This is a genomic window from Streptomyces sp. NPDC050287 (assembly GCF_044459385.1).
Classification (GTDB): domain Bacteria; phylum Actinomycetota; class Actinomycetes; order Streptomycetales; family Streptomycetaceae; genus Streptomyces.
In genome coordinates this window covers 51,964-71,172 of sequence record NZ_JBITIY010000011.1, presented here as the reverse complement: position 1 = coordinate 71,172, position 19,209 = coordinate 51,964, and the positions used below count along the sequence as shown (strand labels likewise).

The 19,209-nt window shown below is 70.5% G+C and carries 16 protein-coding genes; 12 read left to right on the top strand and 4 right to left on the bottom strand.

The features are described 5' to 3' along the window. The first annotated feature begins 4 nt into the window (after nucleotides 1–4). The 11 genes from ACIBK3_RS33025 (at nucleotide 5) to ACIBK3_RS32975 (ending at nucleotide 11,567) form a co-directional block, all read left to right on the top strand. A complete protein-coding gene (locus ACIBK3_RS33025) occupies nucleotides 5–1,264 on the top strand; it encodes an MFS transporter (RefSeq protein WP_399371124.1) in 1,260 nt (419 codons plus the stop codon). Nucleotides 1,265–1,273: 9 nt separating this feature from the next. Next, nucleotides 1,274–2,635 carry a Pup--protein ligase gene (gene pafA, locus ACIBK3_RS33020; protein WP_028801611.1) on the top strand — a complete coding sequence of 454 codons (1,362 nt, stop codon included), beginning with the start codon at nucleotides 1,274–1,276 and terminating at the stop codon, nucleotides 2,633–2,635. Nucleotides 2,636–2,763: 128 nt separating this feature from the next. Continuing rightward, a complete protein-coding gene (locus tag ACIBK3_RS33015; RefSeq protein ID WP_399371123.1) occupies nucleotides 2,764–3,780 on the top strand; it encodes an FKBP-type peptidyl-prolyl cis-trans isomerase in 1,017 nt (338 codons plus the stop codon). An 84-nt stretch (nucleotides 3,781–3,864) separates the two neighbouring features. After that, nucleotides 3,865–4,236: an FKBP-type peptidyl-prolyl cis-trans isomerase gene (locus tag ACIBK3_RS33010; RefSeq protein WP_030672441.1), complete on the top strand. Its 372-nt coding sequence runs from the start codon at nucleotides 3,865–3,867 to the stop codon at nucleotides 4,234–4,236. Nucleotides 4,237–4,365: 129 nt separating this feature from the next. Continuing rightward, nucleotides 4,366–5,319 carry a helix-turn-helix transcriptional regulator gene (locus tag ACIBK3_RS33005; RefSeq protein ID WP_399371122.1) on the top strand — a complete coding sequence of 318 codons (954 nt, stop codon included), beginning with the start codon at nucleotides 4,366–4,368 and terminating at the stop codon, nucleotides 5,317–5,319. A 14-nt stretch (nucleotides 5,320–5,333) separates the two neighbouring features. Next, nucleotides 5,334–6,371 (top strand): helix-turn-helix transcriptional regulator, encoded by a 1,038-nt coding sequence (locus tag ACIBK3_RS33000; RefSeq protein WP_399371121.1) that lies wholly within the window; start codon nucleotides 5,334–5,336, stop codon nucleotides 6,369–6,371. A gap of 202 nt (nucleotides 6,372–6,573) precedes the next feature. Further along, nucleotides 6,574–6,864 (top strand): hypothetical protein, encoded by a 291-nt coding sequence (locus tag ACIBK3_RS32995; protein WP_399371120.1) that lies wholly within the window; start codon nucleotides 6,574–6,576, stop codon nucleotides 6,862–6,864. A gap of 10 nt (nucleotides 6,865–6,874) precedes the next feature. Beyond that, nucleotides 6,875–7,069 carry a hypothetical protein gene (locus tag ACIBK3_RS32990; RefSeq protein ID WP_399371119.1) on the top strand — a complete coding sequence of 65 codons (195 nt, stop codon included), beginning with the start codon at nucleotides 6,875–6,877 and terminating at the stop codon, nucleotides 7,067–7,069. 274 nt (nucleotides 7,070–7,343) lie between these two features. Beyond that, a complete protein-coding gene (gene tatA / locus ACIBK3_RS32985; protein WP_399371118.1) occupies nucleotides 7,344–7,634 on the top strand; it encodes a Sec-independent protein translocase subunit TatA in 291 nt (96 codons plus the stop codon). Nucleotides 7,635–7,681: 47 nt separating this feature from the next. Then, on the top strand, nucleotides 7,682–8,629 hold the full coding sequence (gene tatC, locus ACIBK3_RS32980) for a twin-arginine translocase subunit TatC (protein WP_399371117.1): 948 nt from the start codon (nucleotides 7,682–7,684) through the stop codon (nucleotides 8,627–8,629). A gap of 85 nt (nucleotides 8,630–8,714) precedes the next feature. After that, nucleotides 8,715–11,567, top strand: a complete 2,853-nt coding sequence (locus tag ACIBK3_RS32975; protein WP_399371116.1) for a DEAD/DEAH box helicase — start codon at nucleotides 8,715–8,717, stop codon at nucleotides 11,565–11,567. A 96-nt stretch (nucleotides 11,568–11,663) separates the two neighbouring features. Here the strand turns inward: ACIBK3_RS32975 and atzF are convergent, their stop codons facing one another. From atzF to ACIBK3_RS32955, 4 genes are read right to left on the bottom strand one after another with little or no spacing between them, the layout of a single operon-like run. Then, the gene (gene atzF / locus ACIBK3_RS32970) at nucleotides 11,664–13,319 is read right to left on the bottom strand and encodes an allophanate hydrolase (RefSeq protein WP_399371115.1); all 1,656 of its coding nucleotides are present in this window, start codon (nucleotides 13,317–13,319) and stop codon (nucleotides 11,664–11,666) included. 14 nt (nucleotides 13,320–13,333) lie between these two features. After that, entirely contained in the window at nucleotides 13,334–16,864 is a 3,531-nt protein-coding gene (locus tag ACIBK3_RS32965) for a 5-oxoprolinase/urea amidolyase family protein (RefSeq protein WP_399371114.1), read from the bottom strand. Further along, the gene (locus ACIBK3_RS32960) at nucleotides 16,861–17,496 is read right to left on the bottom strand and encodes an urea amidolyase associated protein UAAP2 (RefSeq protein ID WP_399371113.1); all 636 of its coding nucleotides are present in this window, start codon (nucleotides 17,494–17,496) and stop codon (nucleotides 16,861–16,863) included. Before ACIBK3_RS32960 ends, ACIBK3_RS32965 begins: the two co-directional genes overlap by 4 nt. Further along, nucleotides 17,493–18,317: an urea amidolyase associated protein UAAP1 gene (locus ACIBK3_RS32955; protein ID WP_399371112.1), complete on the bottom strand. Its 825-nt coding sequence runs from the start codon at nucleotides 18,315–18,317 to the stop codon at nucleotides 17,493–17,495. Before ACIBK3_RS32955 ends, ACIBK3_RS32960 begins: the two co-directional genes overlap by 4 nt. Before the next feature lie 154 nt (nucleotides 18,318–18,471). Between ACIBK3_RS32955 and ACIBK3_RS32950 the strand changes: the two genes are divergently transcribed. Then, nucleotides 18,472–19,107 (top strand): TetR/AcrR family transcriptional regulator, encoded by a 636-nt coding sequence (locus tag ACIBK3_RS32950; RefSeq protein WP_399371111.1) that lies wholly within the window; start codon nucleotides 18,472–18,474, stop codon nucleotides 19,105–19,107. Nucleotides 19,108–19,209 lie beyond the last annotated feature (102 nt).

The following is a 19,209-nucleotide window of genomic DNA, read 5'->3' as shown; positions in this document are numbered from 1 at the left end:
GGACATGGCCGCGGGATATCTGGAGATCCTCAGGGCGAGGCACGCCGTACGGCTGCTGGTGGGCACGCTGGTGGGGCGGCTGCCGAACGCGACGGCCGCGATCGCGATCGTGCTGTTCGTGCGTGCGGGGGGCGGCGCGTACAGCATGGCCGGGGGGCTGGCGGCCGCCTACGGGGTGGCCAATGCGGTCGGGCAGCCGGTGCTCGGGCGGCTGGTGGACCTGTACGGGCAGCCGCGGGTGCAGTTGCCTGCAGCGGTCCTGTCGGCTCTCGCGACGGCCGTCTTCGCGTTCGCGGGCACGGATCCGTTGCCGGTCGCCTATGCCGCCGTCGCGGCCGCGGGGCTCTTCACCCCGCCTCTGGAGGGCGGTCTGCGGGCGCTGTGGCCTTCCGTCCTCGGTGAGGAGGGCGAGGTGCACAGGGCATACGCCCTGGACGCGGTGGCGCAGGAGGTCATGTTCGCGGTCGGGCCGTTGCTGGTGACGCTGTGCGTGTCGCTGTGGTCGGCGCAGGCGGCGTTGGTCGTGGTGAATGTCGTGGGAGTGCTCGGCGCGTTGTCGGTGGTGGTGTCGCCGCCCTCGCGCGCGTGGCGCTCGGCTCCGCGTGAGGCGCACTGGCTCGGTGCGCTGCGTTCGCCGGGCCTCCTGGCGCTGCTGGCCGCGTTTTTGTTCGTGGGTATCGCGCTGGGCTCCATCACGGTGGCGTCCGTGTCGTACGCGGACGACCATGGGGGTGACGCGGTGTACGGCTGGCTGATGGCGGGCATCGGGGTGGGCGCGCTCATCGGTGGTGTGTTCTACGGGGCGCGGCAGTGGAGTGGGGAGCCGGCCCGGCGACTGCGGGTTCTGGTGGCGCTTCTGGCGGTGTGTTATGTGCCGTTGACGCTGATGCCGGGTGCGGTGGCGATGACGTTGCTGACGGTCGTCGCGGGTGTGTTCCTGGCGCCTGCCATCGCCTGTGCGTTCGTCCTCGTGGACCGGCACGCGCCGCGGGGGACGGTCACTGAGGCGTTCTCGTGGCTTGTGACGACGTTCACGGTGGGGGCGTCCGTGGGAACGGGGCTCGCGGGGCCGGTCGTGGAGGCGGGCGGGGCGTTGTGGGGGTTCGCGGTGCCGGGGGCCGCGGGGGGTGTGTCGCTGGTGGTTCTGCTGGCCACGGGGCGGGTACTCGCAGCTGTTGGTGGGGGTGCGGTGGTTGCGTCTTCATCGGAAAATGATCCAAACCGTGCTGTCGAACCTCGTTTCAGCTCGGGGGATCGGGCGTAATGTTCACTCATGGACCGCCGCATTTTCGGGCTGGAGAACGAGTACGGCGTCACGTGTACGTTCAGGGGACAGCGACGCCTGTCTCCCGACGAGGTGGCGCGGTACCTCTTCCGCCGTGTCGTGTCATGGGGCCGCAGCAGTAACGTCTTTCTGCGAAACGGTGCCCGCCTCTATCTCGACGTGGGCTCACATCCGGAATACGCGACACCCGAATGTGACAATGTGACCGAACTGGTCACCCACGACAAAGCGGGCGAGCGCATTCTCGAAGGACTCCTGGTGGACGCCGAACGACGCCTGCACGAGGAAGGAATCGCGGGCGACGTCTACCTCTTCAAGAACAACACCGACTCGGCGGGCAACTCGTACGGATGCCACGAGAACTATCTCGTCGCGCGTCATGGCGAGTTCTCCCGGCTCGCGGACATTCTGATTCCGTTCCTGGTCACCCGGCAGCTCCTGTGCGGAGCGGGCAAGGTGCTGCAGACCCCGCGTGGCGCGGTGTACTGCGTGAGCCAGCGTGCCGAGCACATCTGGGAGGGTGTCTCCTCGGCGACGACGCGTTCCCGGCCGATCATCAACACGCGGGACGAGCCGCACGCCGATGCCGAGCGCTATCGCCGCCTGCATGTCATCGTGGGCGACTCGAACATGTCCGAGACGACGATGCTGCTCAAGGTCGGCGCGACCGACTTGGTGCTGCGCATGATCGAGGCGGGCACCGTGATGCGGGACCTGACCCTGGAGAACCCGATCCGGGCGATCCGTGAGGTCAGCCACGACATCACCGGCCGGCGCAAGGTGCGTCTGGCCAGCGGCCGGGAGGCCTCCGCGCTGGAGGTGCAGCGCGAGTACTACGAGAAGGCCGTGGACTTCTGTGAGCGCCGCGGTATCCGTACCGGCACCGTCGAGCAGGTCCTGGAGCTGTGGGGCCGCACGCTGGACGCGATCGAGGCCGAGGACCTCGACCGGATCGGCACCGAGATCGACTGGGTGATGAAGTACAAGCTCATCGAGCGGTACCGGGCCAAGCACAACATGACGATGTCGCACCCGCGGGTGGCGCAGATAGACCTCGCGTACCACGACATCCATCGTCGTCGTGGTCTGTACTACCTGCTGGAGAAGAAGGGCCAAGCAGCCCGGATCTGCAACGACTTGAAGATCTTCGAGGGCAAGTCGGTTCCGCCGCAGACCACTCGGGCGCGGCTGCGCGGTGATTTCATCCGGCGGGCGCAGGAGCAGCGCCGTGATTTCACGGTCGACTGGGTCCACCTCAAGCTCAATGACCAGGCGCAGCGCACCGTGTTGTGCAAGGACCCGTTCCGTTCCGTGGACGACCGGGTGGAGAAGCTGATCGCGGGAATGTGAGCAACGCGTTCCGGAGGTATGTCCGGAACGCAACACGGGCGCCGTGCGTTTCGCGTACGGCGCCCTTCTCACGCCGTAGAGTTGCGCGCACGCCATCAACAAGATCGACCGATTACGAGGCCCCCACCGTGCGCCGACGCTCCCTCATGCTTGCCGCCGTACCCGCAGGACTGGTCACGCTCGCCGGATGCGGCGACGACAAGTCCGACTCGAGCAAGGCGAGCGACAGCGCGTCGCCCTCGGGTGGGTCCGCGTCGGCGTCGGCTTCCGCCGCGCCTCCGCCGAAGATCGTGGACGGGCCGTTGCCGGCGGTCACGGCGGGTGAGAAGTTCGGTGAGAAGCCGACGATCGCCAAGGGCAGCGGTGAGCCGTCGAAGCAGCTCGCGGTGAAGACGCTCATCGCGGGCAGCGGCACCACCGTCGCGGAGGGTGACTACATCCAGGCCAACTACCTGGGCCAGATCTGGAACACGGGGAAGGTCTTCGACAACTCCTACGACCGCAAGACCTCGCTGGTCATCCAGCTCGCCCAGGGCCGCATCATCGACGGCTGGCGGTACGCCCTGGCGGGCAAGAAGGTCGGCAGCCGTGTCGAGATGGCCGTTCCGCCCACCTGGGGGTACGGCGCGAAGGGTGAGCCGCAGGCCGGCATCAAGGGCACCGACACGCTGGTCTTCGTGGTCGAGGTGCTGGGCACGTTCAACGCGAAGAGCTCCGCCAAGGGCACCAAGGTCGCGCAGGACAACGCCGGCCTGCCGAAGGTGGGCACCAACACCGACGGCAAGGCGCCCTCCATCGAGGTTCCCAAGGCCGACCCGCCGAAGAAGCTGGTGGCGAACTATGTCATCGAGGGCGACGGCGACGAGGTGGCCGCCGAGGACGCCGTGCTGGTGCAGTACAAGGGTGTGCTGTGGGACACCGGCAAGGAGTTCGACTCGACGTACGGCCGGAAGCAGTTGGCGTCGTTCTCGCTCCAGCAGGTCGTCCAGGGGTGGTCGCGGGGCATGACCGGCAAGAAGGTGGGCAGCCGGATCCTCATCGTCGTCCCGCCGAAGCTGGGCTACGGCGACAACCCGCAGCCCGGCAGCGGTATCAAGAAGGACTCCACGATGGTCTTCACGGTCGACATCCTGGCGAAGATGTAGTCGACGCCGTCGCGACGATGTGACCGTGCCCGAAGTGCAAGACTGTGTTCGTTGCCTTTCCGTACACAAGCAGGAGCTAGAGACGTGAGCATCGACAAGCCCGAGATCGACTTCCCGGGCGGCGAGCCCCCGGCGGACCTGGAGATCAAGGACATCTGGGAGGGCGACGGCGCTGTGGCGCAGGCGGGCCAGACCGTCACCGTCCACTATGTGGGCGTTGCCTTCAGCACCGGTGAGGAGTTCGACGCCAGCTGGAACCGCGGCCAGCCGTTCCGCTTCCCGCTGGGCGGCGGCCGGGTCATCAAGGGCTGGGACCAGGGCGTGCAGGGCATGAAGGTCGGCGGCCGCCGTCAGCTGACCATCCCCGCCCACCTCGCCTACGGCAACCAGAGCCCGACCCCGGCGATCAAGCCGGGCGAGACCCTGATCTTCGTGGTCGACCTCCTCGGGGTCTGATCGTCGTACGACCGGTCTCGACCAGCTGGGGCCCATGCCTGTCCGGGCATGGGCCTTCGGCTTTTGCCGTGCCACATCGGGGCGGTACGGTCATCGTCGTCAAGCACCATAGGGAGGCGAAGGGCGTCGATGGCCATTGCCAAGGCCGAGCGGCTGATGAACCTGGCGCTGTGTCTGCTCGGGACCCGGCGACCGCTCAGCAAGCGCGAGCTGCGTGAGTCCATCGAGGCCTACCTCGAAGCGGGGTCGGACGACTCCTTCAACCGGATGTTCGAGCGCGACAAGGACGACCTGCGCGAACTCGGCCTGGTCATCGAGACCGTGGAGAACCTGGACGGCGAGGTCGGCTACATGGCCCGCCGTGACAGCAACCGCCTGCCGCCCATCACCCTGGACGCCGAGGAGGCCGCCGCTCTGGGGCTGGCGGCCAAGGTGTGGCAGCAGGCCCGGCTCGCCGGCGCGGCCAGTGGCGCCCTGCAGAAGCTGCGCGCGGCCGGCCTGCCCGAGGACGTCGACCCGTATGAGGCGCACAGCGCGCTGGAGCCCCGGATCCCGGTGCACGAAGCCGCGTTCGAACCGCTGATGCTGGCCTGCCGTGACCGCCGTCCGGTCGTCTTCGACTACCGCAAGGCCACGGCCGCCCACCCCGAGCCCCGGCATGTCGAGCCGTGGGCGCTGGAGTGCTGGCGCGGCCACTGGTATCTGGCCGGTTTCGACCGTGACCGGGGCGCCGAGCGGGTCTTCAGGCTGTCACGGATCACCGGCAAGGTGCGCTCCCGCGGCAGCCGCTTCACGGCGCCGGTCCCGGATGTCGTCACCGTGCGGGAGACCGTCGCGAGCTGGGCGGGGGAGACCGCCGACCGCTCCGCGCTGATCCGGCTGCGCACCGGCGCGGGGTACCCCCTGCGCGCGAAGGCCACCGCGGTGCGGGAACTGGGGGACGGCTGGGACGAGTTGGAGATTCCGTACGGTCATGGGCTGGACGCCTGGCTGGTGGAGTTCGGGCCGGACGTGGTGGTGCTGGAGCCCGCCGAGCTGCGGGCCGATGTGCTGGACCGGCTGCGTGCCGTGGCCAAGGGCTGAGGGGACGTAAGAAAGTGGTGGGAAAACCGGCCAGGCCGGGAAACGCCATCGACCAGACCCGGCGGATGCTCTCCCTGGTGACGTATCTGCGGGAGCGGCCCGGTGCGCGGGTCGAGGATGTCGCCCGTGCTTTCGGGATCACCGAGGACGAACTGGTCTCCGACCTGGACGTGTTGCCCATGTGCGGGACCAGTTTCCGCGGTGGCGACCTGCTGGACATCGACACCGACGGTGAGCGGATCTGGTGGCACAACCCGGCCGCGCTCGGGGCGGAGGCGGCCGAACCGCTCCGGCTCGCCGCCGACGAGGCCACCGCGCTGCTGGTGGCCGCCCGAGCGGTGTCCACGCTGCCGGGGCTGCGGGAGAGCGACCGGCAGGCGCTGCTGCGGGCCACCGCCAAGGTCGAGGCCGCGGCCGGCGAGCAGGCGGGCGCCAGTTCCCGGCTGTCGGTGACCTTCGAGTCCGAGGGCGGTGTCTTCGCCGATGTCGACCGGGCGATCTCCGAGCGGCGCCGCCTGTGGATCCGCTACTACTCGCCCGCCCGGGACGAGCTCACCGAACGCGAGATCGACCCGATCCGGCTGGTCAGCGTCGGACACACCTACGTGGAGGCCTGGTGCCGGCGCTCCGAGGCGCGACGCACCTTCCGGCTCGACCGGGTCGCCGAGATCAGGATCCTGGACGAGCCCGCCGCACCACCCGAGATCGAGCTGCGGGACCTGTCCGAGGCCCTGGTGCAGCCCGCGGCGGAGGACCCGGAGGTGGTCGTCGAGGTCGGGCCGGGCGGGCGCTGGGTCGCCGAGTACTACCCGCACGACAGTGCGGATGAGCTTCCGGACGGCGGTCTTCGTATCACTCTGCGGACCCCGGAGCCGGCGTCGCTGAGACGGTTGGCGCTGCGGCTCGGCCGCGACGGCCGGATCGTCTCGCCGAGCGGCCTCGCCGACAGCGCCCGCGAGGCGGCCCGCGAGGCGCTGGCGGCGTACGACGGGATCGAGGCGCGCGGCGCTGCGGCGGCGCCGGTGATGAACGGCGCGCACGACGGGCAGTAGGACGGGCGGAGGTCAGCGGCGTCGACGCGCGGGAGGCGAAGCGGCGGGGCGGCGGGCGTGTGCCGGCCCGGAAGTCTGAGCACGGTCGCCCCTCGGCACCGGTTGGTGGCCCAACCCGGCCGAGCTCGGGGCGGAGGTCGCGGGCGCTGTCGGCGAGGCCGCTCGGCGGGCGGCGAACGACCAGAGAAGAGGAGCAGGGGCTGTGAGCGAGTCGTCGACGTCCGGCGCCGACATGACTGTGGCTGCCGCGTTCGCCGGAATGAGAAGCGTGACCCCGGTGACGTTCAAGGCGGCCTGCCCGCAGTGCCGGGGCTGTTTCGAGCTCGCCGCGAGCGCGCTGCGGCTCGCCATCGGCGCCAGCAGCCGCACCACCTTCTACTCCTTCACCTGCCCCGAGTGCGGATCCCCGGTCCGCAAGCCCGCCGGTGAACGGATCGTCGAACTGCTCACCGGTGGCGGGGTCAGCACCCTGCGGCTGCACCCCACCGTTTAGGCTCGGCGTCATGTTCTGGCCGATGTTCGCGGTAGCCGTGGGTTTTGTGGGTCTCGCCGTCCTCGGGGTGCTCGCCGTGCGGGTCTTCCTGGAGGCGCAGCGTCTGGGCAGGCAGGTCACGGATTCCGCGCACCGGATCAACCGTGCCGCGGAGGACTTGGAGCGCGCGTCGCTGAGCGCGGCCCGCGCCGCGGACTCCCTCTGAGCTCGCCCGCGGGTCGCCGGTGAGGCGCCTGCGCGTGGCGGGTGGTATGCGCTTTGGGCTGCTTCGCCCTGTCACCTTGGTGGGGTCGGCGGGTACGCTGCTGGTCGCGGACCGGAGAACGAGGCCCGGATCGCGGACCGGGAGTACGCACAGGGATTGCCACGCGTTTACCCCTGAGCGTTACGATCGCTGTCAAGGACGATCGATCGGACACTTGTCCGACCGGTCGGACGGCACCCCCACCCAAGCCGCCTCGGTGAGAAGGTAAAGACTTATGTTCGGAAGGCTCGGCGCCCCCGAGATCATTCTCATCCTCGTCGTCGTCATCCTGCTGTTCGGCGCCAAGAAGCTTCCCGACATGGCGCGCTCCCTCGGCAAGTCGGCCCGCATCCTCAAGAGCGAGGCCAAGGCGATGAAGTCCGAGGGCCAGGACAACGCGTCCGCTCCCGCGGCCCCGCCGCACGACGACCAGCAGACCTCGGCTCCGCGCACCATCCAGGCGGCCCCCGGCGACGTGACCAGCTCCCGTCCGGTCACGGAGCCGACGGACTCGACCAAGCGCTGACGCAGGGCCGGTGACCTCCGGCCCGCCGCACGAGATGGGAACGTGGGTTGCTGAAGCCTGCCCGCAAGAAGGAGAAGGATCCCGAGGGGCGGATGCCCCTCGCGGAACACCTTCGTGAGCTCCGCAACCGGCTCGCGAAGGCGATGCTGGCGATCGTCGCCATCACGGTGGTCGCGGCCTTCTTCTACAACGACATCATCAACCTCATCACCAGGCCGATCCTCGACTCGGTCGGTTGCGACCAGACCTTCGAACAGCTGTCGAAGGTGAAGTCCGGCCAGCCGTGCGCGCAGATCACCATCAACGGTCTGCTTACGCCGTTCACGCTGGCGCTGAAGGTGTCGTTGATGGCCGGTGTGGTACTGGCCTCGCCGGTCTGGCTCTACCAGCTCTGGGGGTTCATCGCGCCCGGCCTGCACCGCCACGAGAAGAAGTACGCCTACGCGTTCGTGGGCACCGGTGCCCCGCTCTTCCTCGTCGGCGCCTACTTCGCCTACACGGTGCTGCCCACCACGGCGAAGGTGCTGCTCGACTTCACCCCGGACGGCGCGTCCAACCTGCTTCCGCTGGACGACCTGCTCGACCTCGTCCTGCGCATGGTGCTGGTCTTCGGTCTCTCCTTCGAACTGCCCCTGGTGCTGGTCTTCCTCAACCTCACCGGGGCGATCACCGGCAAGCGGATGCTCGGCTGGTGGCGCGGGATGATCATGGCCATCACGGTGTTCGCGGCCATCGCCACCCCCAGCACCGACCCGCTGACGATGCTGGCGCTGGCCGGACCGATCTGGATCCTGTACTTCGGCGCCGTCCTGTTCTCCCTGCTCAATGACCGCCGCAGGCGCCGCCGCGAGGCCGAGGGCCCCGACGACGACGAGGCCTCCGACCTGGACCTCACCCCCGAGGACATCGGTGAGGTGGAGACCGTCTCCGCGAGCCGGACCCTGCCCGAGCAGGCGAGCACCGAGCGGGTCAACGGATACGACGACGTGACCTGACCCTCCTCCGCAGGGCGCGGCCGCCCGGTTCCCCCGGCGCCGTGAACTGCGGAGATCCCGGGTTCGCCAAGAGCGGATCCGGATAATGATCGTCCTGTTGTCAGTGGGGCCCGGTACGCTCGAAAGCACGATGACAGAGGACCTCTCACCGGCCGAGCGGTACGCGGCAGCACGCAGGCGCGCTGTCGAGCAGGCCACCGCACTCGCTGGCTTCCGCGAGATGTACGACTTCGGCCTCGACCCCTTCCAGATCGAGGCCTGCCAGGCACTCGAAGCGGGGAAGGGCGTGCTGGTGGCCGCCCCCACCGGCTCGGGCAAGACGATCGTCGGCGAGTTCGCCGTCCACCTCGCCCTCCAGCAGGGCAAGAAGTGCTTCTACACGACTCCCATCAAGGCGCTGTCGAACCAGAAGTACACCGACCTCTGCCGCCGGTACGGCGCGGACAAGGTCGGCCTGCTCACCGGCGACAACAGCGTCAACTCCGACGCCCCGGTGGTCGTGATGACCACCGAGGTCCTGCGGAACATGCTGTACGCGGGCTCCCAGACCCTCCTCGGCCTCGGATACGTGGTCATGGACGAGGTGCACTACCTCTCCGACCGCTTCCGTGGCGCCGTGTGGGAGGAAGTGATCATTCACCTCCCCGAGTCGGTCACCCTGGTCTCGCTGTCGGCCACCGTGTCGAACGCCGAGGAGTTCGGCGACTGGCTCGACACCGTGCGCGGTGACACCCAGGTGATCGTCTCCGAACACCGCCCCGTGCCGCTGTTCCAGCACGTGCTCGCCGGGCGGCGGATGTACGACCTGTTCGAGGAGGGTGAGGGCAACAAGAAGGCCGTCAACCCCGACCTCACACGCCTGGCCCGTATGGAGGCTCAGCGTCCGTCGTACCAGGACCGCAGGCGCGGCCGGGCCATGCGCGAGGCCGACCGGGAGCGGGAGCGCCGGGAGCGCTCACGCGTGTGGACACCGAGCCGCCCCGAGGTCATCGAACGCCTCGACGCCGAGGGCCTGCTGCCCGCCATCACGTTCATCTTCAGCCGCGCCGCCTGCGAGGCCGCCGTACAGCAGTGCCTGTACGCGGGCCTCAGGCTCAACGACGACGAGGCGCGGGAACAGGTCCGCGCCCTCGTCGAGGAGCGCACGGCGTCCATCCCGAACGAGGACCTGCACGTCCTCGGGTACTACGAGTGGCTGGAAGGCCTGGAGCGCGGCATCGCGGCCCACCACGCCGGCATGCTGCCGACGTTCAAGGAGGTCGTCGAGGAACTGTTCGTCCGCGGCCTGGTGAAAGCCGTGTTCGCCACCGAGACACTCGCGCTGGGCATCAACATGCCCGCCCGGTCCGTGGTGTTGGAGAAGCTCGTCAAGTGGAACGGCGAACAGCACGCCGACATCACCCCGGGCGAGTACACCCAGCTGACCGGCCGTGCGGGCCGGCGCGGCATCGACGTCGAGGGCCACGCGGTGGTGCTGTGGCAGCGCGGGTCGAGCCCCGACCACCTCGCGGGACTGGCCGGTACGCGCACGTATCCGCTGCGCTCCAGCTTCAAGCCGTCGTACAACATGGCCGTCAACCTGGTCGAGCAGTTCGGCCGGCACCGCTCACGCGAGCTGCTGGAGACGTCGTTCGCGCAGTTCCAGGCCGACAAGTCGGTCGTCGGGATCTCCCGGCAGGTCCAGCGCAACGAGGAGGGCCTGGAGGGCTACAAGGCCTCCATGACCTGCCACCTCGGCGACTTCGAGGAGTACGCGCGGCTGCGCCGCGAGCTCAAGGACCGCGAGACCGAACTGGCCAAGCAGGGGGCGGCCCAGCGGCGGGCGGAGGCCGCCGTCGCGCTGGAGAAGCTCAAGCCGGGTGATGTCATCCACGTCCCGACGGGCAAGTACGCGGGCCTCGCGCTGGTGCTGGATCCGGGGCTGCCGGCCGGGCGGTCCAACGGCCACCGGGGTTTCGAGTACCACGACGGCCCGCGTCCGCTGGTGCTCACAGCCGAACGTCAGGTCAAGCGGCTCGCGTCGATCGACTTCCCGGTGCCCGTCGAGGCGCTCGAGCGGATGCGGATCCCGAAGTCCTTCAATCCGCGTTCGCCGCAGTCCCGTCGCGACCTCGCCTCGGCGCTGCGCACCAAGGCCGGACACATCCCGCCGGAGCGGGCCCGCAAGCAGCGCTCGCAGGCCGCCGACGACCGCGAGATCGCCCGCTTGCGTACGGCGATCCGCGCGCATCCCTGTCACGGCTGCAACGACCGTGAGGACCACGCCCGTTGGGCCGAGCGATATCACCGGCTGCTGCGCGACACCTCCCAGCTGGAGCGGCGCATCGAAGGACGTACCAACACGATCGCCCGTACGTTTGACCGGATCGTGGCGCTGCTGACCGAGCTGGACTATCTGCGCCAAGACGAGGTCACCGAGCACGGCAAACGGCTCGCGCGGCTGTACGGCGAGCTCGATCTGCTGGCCAGCGAATGCCTGCGGGCCGGCGTGTGGGAGGGGCTCACCCCCGCCGAACTCGCCGCGTGCGTCTCGGCGTTGGTGTACGAGTCCCGGAACTCCGACGATGCGGTGGCGCCCAAGGTGCCCTCGGGCAAGGCGAAGGCCGCGCTCGGCGAGATGGTGCGGATCTGGGGGCATCTCGATGCCATGGAGGAGGAGTTCCGGATCACGCAGACCGAGGGTGTGGGGCAGCGTGAGCCGGATCTCGGGTTCGCCTGGGCCGCGTACATGTGGGCCGGCGGCAAGGGGCTCGACGAGGTGCTGCGGGAGGTGGAGATGCCGGCGGGGGACTTTGTGCGGTGGTGCAAGCAGGTGATCGATGTGCTGGGGCAGATCTCAGCGGCGTCTCCCTCCGGCGGTTCGACGGTAGGGAAGAATGCGCGTAAGGCTGTTGACCAACTGCTGCGGGGGGTTGTGGCCTACTCGTCGGTGGGGTGACGGGTTCGGTGGCGAGTGCGGGTCCGTTGTGGCTGGTCGCGCCCACGCGGCAGAGCCGCACATTGATACAGCCCCGTGCCCCTTGGGTGACTGACCTCAGCGCTTGTTGAGATAGGAACGCCAGCTGCCGTACCCGGTGATGTCTGTCGCGTCGTCCAGCGCGCTCGGCTCGCACAGGAAGCCCGGCACGCTCGTGCCGTCCGCCAGTTGGACTCTGCCCAGCGTCATGGGGCGGGGAAGCGCGGTCAGGAAGCGGCCCAGGCCCTCTGCCGGGAGGTGCCACACCTCCGTTTCGATCTCCGCGCCGCCCTCGCCCACGTGGACCAGGCCCGGCTTCGGCGGGTCGGTTGCCAGCGCGTGGAGGCGGTACACCGGGGCCGTGGTCGTCGTACGGTCCAGGCGAGCGCCCAGGGACAGGAGCTGGGGGTTGAGGGGCTGGCCCGTGAGGTGGGCTCCCACCACTGCCAGCCGCGTCCGGGGCTGGAGCAGGGCGGCGATCCTCGCCAGGCGTTCGTCCGTGAACGCGGGGCCGATCAGCATGACGCCGAAGGGGAGGCCGTTGGTCTCGCCGGCCGGGACCGCCACCGCCGCCTGGTCGAAGAGGTTGGTGGAGTTGGTGAAGCGGCCCAGGCGGGCGTTGGCGCCCACCGGGTCGGCGGCGACTTCGGCGAGGGTGGGATGGCCGGGGGCGGTGGGGAGCAGGAGGGCGTCCGCGTCGGCCAGCTCGGCGAGGGCTCGGGTACGCAGGGTGGCCAGGCGGTCGGTGTCGGCGAAGAGCTGGTGGGCCGGAATGTCACGGGCGCCGGTGATGATGCCGGCGACCGTGGGGTCGAGCCCCGCACCGCCCGCTGCGATCAATTTGTCGACAAAACTCCCCACTGCCGTGTAGCGCTCAGCCACGAACGCGCCCTGGTACAGCATCGCCGCGGCGTCCGTGAAGGGGCTGAGGTCGATCTCCCGTACCGAGGCGCCCGCTGCGACGAGTTGGTTCACCGCCGCCTCGTACGCCTGCGCCCAGCCCTCGTCCAGCTCGCCGAGCTGTTCCCGCGCGGGTACCGCCACCCGCCAGGGGCCCGGGGTGCGCTGGGGGAGCGGGGGCAGGTCGCGGTCGGGCGGGGAGGCCATGTGGGCCAGGGCCTGCTCCGCCTCCGGGAGGGTGCGGGCGAACACGGTCACGCAGTCCAGGGAGGCGCAGGCGGGGACCACGCCGGCCGTCGGGACCAGGCCCCGGGTGGGTTTGAGGCCGACGATGCCGTTGAAGGCGGCCGGGACGCGGCCTGAGCCCGCGGTGTCGGTGCCCAGGGCGAAGTCGACGATGCCCAGGGCCACGGCGACGGCCGAGCCGGAACTGGAGCCGCCGCTGATCCTGGCCGGGTCGTACGCGTGGCGGACGGCGCCGTACGGGGAGCGGGTGCCGACCAGGCCCGTCGCGAACTGGTCCAGGTTCGTGGTGCCCAGGACGAGGGCGCCCGTCGCGCGGAGCCGGGCGACGGCGGGAGCGTCGGCCTCGGGGTCGTAGGCGTACGACGGGCAGCCCGCGGTGGTGGGCAGGCCGGCCACGTCGATGTTGCCCTTGGCGGCGAACAGGCGTCCGGCGAGCGGGAGCCGCTCACCTTCGGACAGCCGGACGTCGAGCGCCCGGGCCTCCCGCTCGACCTCGTCCTGCGGGCGCAGGTCGATCCAGATCTCGGGGCGGTCGACCGCTTCGATGCGGGCGTAGGCGGCGCGGACGCGGGAGAGGGTGGTGGACATACGGTGTTCCTCCTTCAGTTCGCGGCCGGGGCCAGGACGACCAGCGCCGTCCCCGCCTCCACCTGGTCGCCCGGCCTGGCCAGGATCTCCGCCACCACACCGGCCATCGGCGCGTGCACCCTGGACTCCATCTTCATCGCCTCCAGGGCGAGCAGCGGCTGCCCGGCCGTCACCTCGTCGCCCGGACCGACGTTCAACTGCCATACCGAGGCGGCGAATTCGGCTTCGATCAGGCGACCGCCCGGTGGGACGGTCACCTCCGCCGGGGCAGCCGCCGGGGCGGTCGCTGCGTCCGCTCGCGTGAACTCGCCCGCCTCCTCCCACGCGTCCCGCTCCGCCGAGAACGCCGTCTGCTGCCGGGACCGGAACTCCCCGATGGACTCGGCGTGTTCGGCCAGGAAGGCCTGGTACTCGGCCAGCGAGAAGGTGCTTTCCTCGATGCGTGGGACAAAGCGGCCCGAGATGATGTCGGCGCGCAGGTCGAGGAGTTCGTCCGCGTCCACCGGATACCACTTGATGCGGTCGAAGAAACGCAGCAGCCAGGGTGAGCCCGGCTCGAACGCGCCGCGCTGCTGCCAGCCCGACCACACCTGGGTCGTACGCCCCACGAACTGGTAGCCGCCGGGGCCCTCCATGCCGTAGACGCACAGGTAGGCGCCGCCGATGCCGACCGAGTTCTCGGCGGTCCAGGTGCGCGCCGGGTTGTACTTGGTGGTCACCAGGCGGTGACGGGGGTCCAGGGGCGTGGCCAGGGGGGCGCCGAGGTAGACGTCGCCGAGGCCCAGCACCAGGTACTCCGCGTCGAAGACCGTGCGGTACACGTCGTCCACCGACTCCAGGCCGTTGACGCGGCGGATGAACTCGATGTTCCACGGGCACCAGGGCGCGTCGTCGCGGACGCCCGCCATGTAGCGGGCGATCGCCTCGCGAGTCGCCGGGTCGTCCCAGGACAGGGGGAGGTGGACCGTGCGGGAGGGCACCACCAGCTCGTCGCTCGGGGGCAGGGAGGTGGTGATCTCCCTCACCGCGGCAAGGAGTTCGTCCGGGGACAGACGGCTGGGGTCCGTCTGGATCTGGAGCGAACGGATGCCCGGCGTGAGGTCGGTGATGCCTTCCGGGCCCTGCTCGGACACCGCCTCCATCAGTGCGTGCACGCGCATGCGCTGGGCGAGGTCCAGTTGCATCGGGCCGAACTCGACCAGCAGGTTGTCGTCGCCGCTGCGGCGGTACGTGACGTCACCGTCCCGGGCGAGAATGCCGCCGTCCACGATGGCGGGGCGGGGGGCGCCCGACACGTCCACCGGCGCGAAGCGCACCGTGTCGCCCGGGCGGAGCTGGCCCAGCTTCCAGCGGTCGCTGCTGATCACCGTCGCCGGGCAGACGAACCCGCCCAGGGAGGGGCCGTCCGGGCCGAGCAGCACCGGCATGTCGCCCGTGTAGTCGACGGCGCCCACGGAGTACGCGGTGTCGTGGATGTTGGACGGGTGCAGGCCCGCCTCGCCGCCGTCGGTGCGGGCCCAGCGCGGCTTGGGGCCGATCAGGCGCACGCCGGTGCGGGCCGAGTTGAAGTGGACCTTCCAGTCGGCCGCGTAGAAGTCGCGGATGTCGTCCTCGGTGAAGAACTCCGGGGCCGCGTGCGGGCCTTCGACGGCCTTGACGTGCCATACGGCACCGAAGTCCGGGCGATCACCGGGCGGTACCGGCCCGCCCGCGGTCACGGTCCCGCCCTCCGCCACAGTTCCGCCGTGCAGGACGTCACCCGTGCGCAGCGCCCGCCCGCCGTGCCCGCCGAAGCGGCCCAGCGTGAAGGTGCTCGCGCTGCCGAGGAAGGCCGGCACGTCGAGGCCCCCGGCGACGAGGACGTACGTCCGCAGGCCGTGTTCACGGGGGGCGCCGATCTCCAGCAGGCCCCCCGCGGGCACCGTCACCGGCTCCCACTGCGCGATCGGCAGGCCGTCGACGGTGACCGGGGCGGGCGCACCCGTCACGCACACGGTCGTCGGGTGCGTGAAGCGGAGCGACGGGCCCTGGAGGGTGCATTCGAGTCCCGGGGCGCTCTCGTCGTTGCCGAGCGCCCGGTTGCCCAGCCGGAAGGACAGGTCGTCCATCGGCCCGCACGGCGGAACACCGACCTGCCAGTATCCGGTGCGGCCCGGCCAGTCCTGCACGGTGGTGAGGGTGCCGCCGGAGACCACCTCGATGCGCGGGGTCGGGTCGCTGACGGTCGCCAGGGTCGCCGTGGAGTGGGCGGCCTCGCGGAAGTCCCGGCCGGCGAGCGCCGCCCGCACCAGGCCCAGGTTGGTCTCGATGCCGTCGACGCGGGTGCGGGCCAGGGCCTCGTCCAGGCGTTCCAGGGCGTGGGCGCGATCGGAGCCGTAGGCGATGACCTTGGCGAGCATCGGGTCGTACGAGGTCGTCACCTCGGTGCCGGTCTCCACCCAGCCGTCGACGCGTACGCCCGGCGGGAACTCCACCCGTGTCAACAGGCCCGCGCTGGGGCGGTGTTCGCGGGAGGGGTCCTCGGCGTAGAGGCGGGCCTCGACGGCGTGGCCCCGGGGGGTGCCCGGGTCGCGGACGACGTCCCGCTCGCCGCGGGCCAGGCGCAGCATCCAGGCGACCAGGTCGACGCCGTAGATCTCCTCGGTGACCGGGTGCTCGACCTGGAGGCGCGTGTTGACCTCCAGGAAGTAGGCCTCCTCGCGGCCGGCGTCGTAGACGAACTCGACGGTTCCGGCGGAGCGGTAGCCGACGGAGGCGCACAACTCGCGGGCGCTGGCGGCCAGTTGATCGCGTACGAGGTCGGGCAGGCCCGGCGCCGGGGCCTCCTCCAGGACCTTCTGGTTGCGGCGCTGCAGGGAGCAGTCGCGGTCGCCGAAGGTGACGACCTTGCCCTCGCCGTCGCCGAACACCTGCACCTCGACATGGCGGGCGCGTTCGACCAGGCGTTCCAGGAAGACGCCGGCGGAGGAGAAGGAGGCGGCGGCCACACGCTGGACACGGTCCCAGGCGTCGGTCAGTTCATCGGCGGAGTGACATGCCGACATACCGATCCCGCCGCCTCCGCCGGTCGCCTTCAGCATGACGGGATAGCCGATCCCCGCCGCCTGGTCGAGGGCGTCGTCGAGGGACGCGAGCAGGCCCGTGCCCGGCGCCAGCGGCACCCCGGCCGATTCCGCCGCCGCCCGGGCCGTGTGCTTGGCGCCGAACAGCTCCAACTGCTCCGGTGTGGGGCCCACGAACACGATCCCGGCGTCCTCGCAGCGCCGTGCGAAGGCCGCGTTCTCGGACAGGAAGCCGTACCCGGGGTGAATGGCCCCCGCGCCGGTGTCCTTGGCCGCCTTCAGCACCAGGTCGGCGTCGAGGTACGACTCCTTCGCGGGCGCCGGGCCGAGCCGTACCGCCTCGTCGGCGAGGCGGACGTGGGGTGCGGAACGGTCGGGATCGGAGTACACGGCGACCGTGCGCAGGCCCAGTTCGCGGGCGGTGCGGATGATGCGGACGGCGATCTCGCCCCGGTTGGCGACGAGCAGGGTGTCGAAGCTCATCCGGCCGCCCCGATCGTCATCTGCACGGCGGTCGGCTCGAATCCGTTGCACGGGTTGTTGATCTGGGGGCAGTTGGAGACCAGGACGAGCACGTCGCGTTCGGCGCGCAGGGTCAGCTTCAGGCCCGGGGAGGACAGGCCGTCGACGATGCCGAGGGTGCCGTCCTTCTCGACCGGCACGTTCATGTACCAGTTGATGTTGGACACCAGATCCCGTTTGCCGAGCCCGTACTTGGCGCCCTCGGCGAGGAAGTTGTCCACACACGCGTGCTGCGACCAGGTGTGGTGGCCGTAGCGCAGGGTGTTGGACTCCTTGGAGCAGGCGCCGCCGACCGTGTCGTGGCGGCCGACGTCGTCGGCGGTCACCGTCATCAGCGGGGTGTGCTCGTTGGACATCAGCACGCTGCCGGTGGTCAGAAAGAGGTTGCCCTGAGCGTGGATCGTGTCGGGGGCGCTGTAGCGGACCGACGTGTCGTGGGCGTCGTAGACGAGGAAGTCGACGGCCTGGTTGCCGTGCAGGTCGGTGACGGTGAGCGTCTCGCCGGCGCGTACGACGGCGGACCAGGCGGCGCGTGCGGGAACGACGGCCGTGTCCGTGCTCGCGGTCGTGCTTGTGTGCGTGCTCGTGGTCATGCGAGCCCCCTCGCGGCAAGGAAGTCGGCGGTGTTGAGGAAGGCGCGGTGGCCCTCGGGTGTGGCGTCCCACAGGGGGTCGCCCGGTTTGGTCGCCTCGGCGCGCCAGGCGAGTACTTCCAGGGGGGTGCTGAGGTACTCGGGGCGGGGGTCGGCCGGGTGGGGCACGTTCGCGATCAGTACGGTGACGTCCTGCTCGGCGCGCAGGGTGACGCTGCCGCCGGGGCCGGCCGAGCCGGTGAAGTCGAGGGCGCCGTCCTCGCGGACCTCGACGCCCTGGAAGAAGGAGAGCGAGGGCGGCAGGTCGCGCGGCTCCAGACCGTTCTTCGCGGCCGCCAGCTTGAACAGTTCGCGGCCCGCGGGGGAGGGGCTCTGCGGGGTGCCGTCGCCGTAGCGCTCGGTGTTGCGGACGAGGGTGGAGGTGCCGCACAGGGCGTCGTGCCGGCCGGACGTGTCCGCGATCAGGGAAGCGAGGACGCGGCCCTGGTCGGACAGCAGGAGCTGGCCCTCGCCCAGGTAGGCGTTCCACTGGACCTTGACCGTGTCGGCGACGTTGAGCCGTTCCCAGGGGCGGTCGGCCGCGTACAGGAGCAGGTGGGCGCAGGCGTCGCCGCGCAGGTCGGTCAGGCGCAGTTCGGTGCCGCGGGCCAGGACCCGGTGGGTGTAGTTGCCGCCCGCGACCGTCTCCGCCCACACCAGGTGGCCCGCCTCGCACGGTGGGGCCGGCCAGTTCCTGGCCGGGACGACGGGCATCGCCTCGGTGCGGGTGCCCTCCTGGGCACGCGCGTGGGCGCGGGCTCCGTAAGTGGTCGCTGTCGCCATCGCGGGACCTCCGGCTCCGTGGGTACTGTCCTATTTCTGTCGCTCGACAGAAATTAGGCGCGGGGCGGGTCACGGGCGTTGCCGTCGCGTTGCCGGTCGGTTACCGGGCTCTCACGAAGATCGCCGCGGACGGCGGTGTGCGAGGATCGGCCGCATGGGGACAGCAGGTGCAGGGCAGAGCCGACGGGTCGGCAGGCCGCGGGCCGCGCAACGGCCGGACAGCGGGCTGGAACCGCGCGAGGAACTCCTCGCGGCCGCCGCGGAGTTGTTCACCACCCTCGGCTACGCGGCCACCTCCACCCGGGCCGTCGCCGAACGCGCCGGAATGCGCCAGGCGTCCATGTACCACTACGTCTCCGGCAAGGAGGAGTTGCTCGCCCAGCTCCTGGAATCCACGGTCACGCCCTCCCTCGCGTACGCCCGTGAGCTGCTCGCCGACGACACCGCCCCGGCCGAGGACCGGCTGTGGGAGCTGTGCCGGGCCGACGTCGAGGTGCTGTGCGGTGGACCGCACAACCTCGGCGGGCTCTATCTGCTGCCCGAGGTGCGCGCCGAGCGGTTCGCCGGCTTTCACGCCGTGCGCGCCGAACTCAAGGACGCCTACCGGCAGTTGATCGGGGCGACGACAGCGGGCGGCGTGCTCGCCAAGAGCGAGCTGGATCTCCGTACGGACCTGGTGTTCGGGTTGATCGAGGGTGTCATCCTCGTCCACCGCTCCGACCCCGCGCGGTCCGTGTCGGTGTTCGCGGAGGCGACGGCGGACGCCGCGCTGCGCATCGCCGGGGTCTGACCAGGGTTCCTCCGCCTCGTCAGGGGGGCACGTCACTCGTCACGGTGAGGATTTTCGTACGCCCGTACGTTGTGACGATCCGTGTTCGAACGGGACCTCAGC